The organism is Burkholderia sp. Bp8998 (assembly GCF_003854235.1).
GTDB lineage: Bacteria > Pseudomonadota > Gammaproteobacteria > Burkholderiales > Burkholderiaceae > Burkholderia.
In genome coordinates this window covers 1-2,912 of sequence record NZ_QTQF01000102.1, presented here as the reverse complement: position 1 = coordinate 2,912, position 2,912 = coordinate 1, and the positions used below count along the sequence as shown (strand labels likewise).

The following is a 2,912-nucleotide window of genomic DNA, read 5'->3' as shown; positions in this document are numbered from 1 at the left end:
CAGACTTGTTATAGGATCAAGCCTTACGGGCAATTAGTATCAGTTAGCTGAACGCATTACTGCGCTTACACACCTGACCTATCAACGTCCTGGTCTCGAACGACCCTTCAAGGGGATCTAGTCCCCAGGGATATCTCATCTTAAGGCGAGTTTCCCGCTTAGATGCTTTCAGCGGTTATCTCTTCCGAACATAGCTACCCGGCGATGCCACTGGCGTGACAACCGGTACACCAGAGGTTCGTCCACTCCGGTCCTCTCGTACTAGGAGCAGCCCCCTTCAAATATCCAACGCCCACGGCAGATAGGGACCAAACTGTCTCACGACGTTTTAAACCCAGCTCACGTACCTCTTTAAATGGCGAACAGCCATACCCTTGGGACCGGCTACAGCCCCAGGATGAGATGAGCCGACATCGAGGTGCCAAACACCGCCGTCGATATGAACTCTTGGGCGGTATCAGCCTGTTATCCCCAGAGTACCTTTTATCCGTTGAGCGATGGCCCTTCCATACAGAACCACCGGATCACTATGACCTGCTTTCGCACCTGCTCGACTTGTCGGTCTCGCAGTTAAGCACGCTTATGCCATTGCACTATCAGCACGATTTCCGACCGTACCTAGCGTACCTTCGTACTCCTCCGTTACGCTTTGGGAGGAGACCGCCCCAGTCAAACTGCCTACCATGCACTGTCCCCGACCCGGATCACGGGCCAAGGTTAGAACCTCAAACAAACCAGGGTGGTATTTCAAGGACGGCTCCACCGAAACTAGCGTTCCGGTTTCATAGCCTCCCACCTATCCTACACAGATCGGTTCAAAGTCCAATGCAAAGCTACAGTAAAGGTTCATGGGGTCTTTCCGTCTAGCCGCGGGTAGATTGCATCATCACAAACACTTCAACTTCGCTGAGTCTCGGGAGGAGACAGTGTGGCCATCGTTACGCCATTCGTGCAGGTCGGAACTTACCCGACAAGGAATTTCGCTACCTTAGGACCGTTATAGTTACGGCCGCCGTTTACCGGGACTTCAATCAAGAGCTTGCACCCCATCATTTAATCTTCCGGCACCGGGCAGGCGTCACACCCTATACGTCCACTTTCGTGTTTGCAGAGTGCTGTGTTTTTATTAAACAGTCGCAGCCACCAGTTTATTGCAACCCCTTCACCCTCTGCGCGCAGGCGCATCAAGCTACAAGGGCGTACCTTATCCCGAAGTTACGGTACCAATTTGCCGAGTTCCTTCTCCCGAGTTCTCTCAAGCGCCTTAGAATACTCATCTCGCCCACCTGTGTCGGTTTGCGGTACGGTCATCGTTAGACTGAAGCTTAGAGGCTTTTCTTGGAACCACTTCCAATTGCTTCGCTCCCTAAGGAGCTCGCGCCACACCCTTGAATTACGCACCCGGATTTGCCTAAGTGCCTTCTCCAATGCAGCGACCGGGACTTCCAACACCCGGACAACCTTCCGCGATCCGTCCCCCCATCGCATCTAACAATGGTGCAGGAATATTGACCTGCTTCCCATCAGCTACGCATTTCTGCCTCGCCTTAGGGGCCGACTCACCCTACGCCGATGAACGTTGCGTAGGAAACCTTGGGCTTACGGCGAGGGGGCCTTTCACCCCCTTTATCGCTACTCATGTCAGCATTCGCACTTCCGATACCTCCAGCACCCTTTACAAGGCACCTTCGCAGGCTTACGGAACGCTCTCCTACCATGCGTGCAAAGCACGCATCCGCAGCTTCGGTATATAGCTTAGCCCCGTTACATCTTCCGCGCAGGACGACTCGATCAGTGAGCTATTACGCTTTCTTTAAAGGGTGGCTGCTTCTAAGCCAACCTCCTGACTGTTTTAGCCTTCCCACTTCGTTTCCCACTTAGCTATATTTGGGGACCTTAGCTGGCGGTCTGGGTTGTTTCCCTCTTGACACCGGACGTTAGCACCCGATGTCTGTCTCCCGTGATTGCACTCTTCGGTATTCGGAGTTTGCTATGGCGGGGTAATCTGCAATAGACCCCCCAACCATGACAGTGCTCTACCCCCGAAGGTGAGACACGAGGCACTACCTAAATAGTTTTCGGAGAGAACCAGCTATTTCCAGGTTTGTTTAGCCTTTCACCCCTATCCACAGCTCATCCCCTAACTTTTCAACGTTAGTGGGTTCGGACCTCCAGTACGTGTTACCGCACCTTCATCCTGGCCATGGATAGATCACCTGGTTTCGGGTCTACGCCCAGCAACTGAACGCCCTATTCGGACTCGCTTTCGCTACGCCTGCCCTATACGGTTAAGCTTGCTACTGAACGTAAGTCGCTGACCCATTATACAAAAGGTACGCCGTCACCCCTTGCGAGGCTCCGACTGTTTGTATGCATGCGGTTTCAGGATCTATTTCACTCCCCTCCCGGGGTTCTTTTCGCCTTTCCCTCACGGTACTGGTTCACTATCGGTCGATCACGAGTATTTAGCCTTGGAGGATGGTCCCCCCATCTTCAGACAGGATTTCACGTGTCCCGCCCTACTTGTCGCACACCTAGTTCTTTCATACTGTTTTCGCCTACAGGGCTATCACCTGCTATGGCCGCACTTTCCAGAGCGTTCGGCTAACAATACAAATAAAGAGTGCAAGGCTCATCCCATTTCGCTCGCCACTACTTTGGGAATCTCGGTTGATTTCTTTTCCTGCGGTTACTTAGATGTTTCAGTTCACCGCGTTCGCTTCACTAGACCTATGTATTCAGTCTAGGATGACCCAAAAGGGCCGGGTTTCCCCATTCGGACATCTACGGATCAAAGCTCGTTTGCCAGCTCCCCGTAGCTTTTCGCAGGCTACCGCGTCCTTCATCGCCTGTGATCGCCAAGGCATCCACCACATGCACTTGTTCGCTTGACCCTATAACGAGTCTGTCTC

General features: G+C 52.9%; 1 rRNA gene. It reads right to left on the bottom strand.

The features are described from left to right. Positions 1–12: 12 nt before the first annotated feature. Positions 13–2,894: ribosomal RNA gene (locus DIE06_RS37460) — 23S ribosomal RNA — on the bottom strand. Positions 2,895–2,912 lie beyond the last annotated feature (18 nt).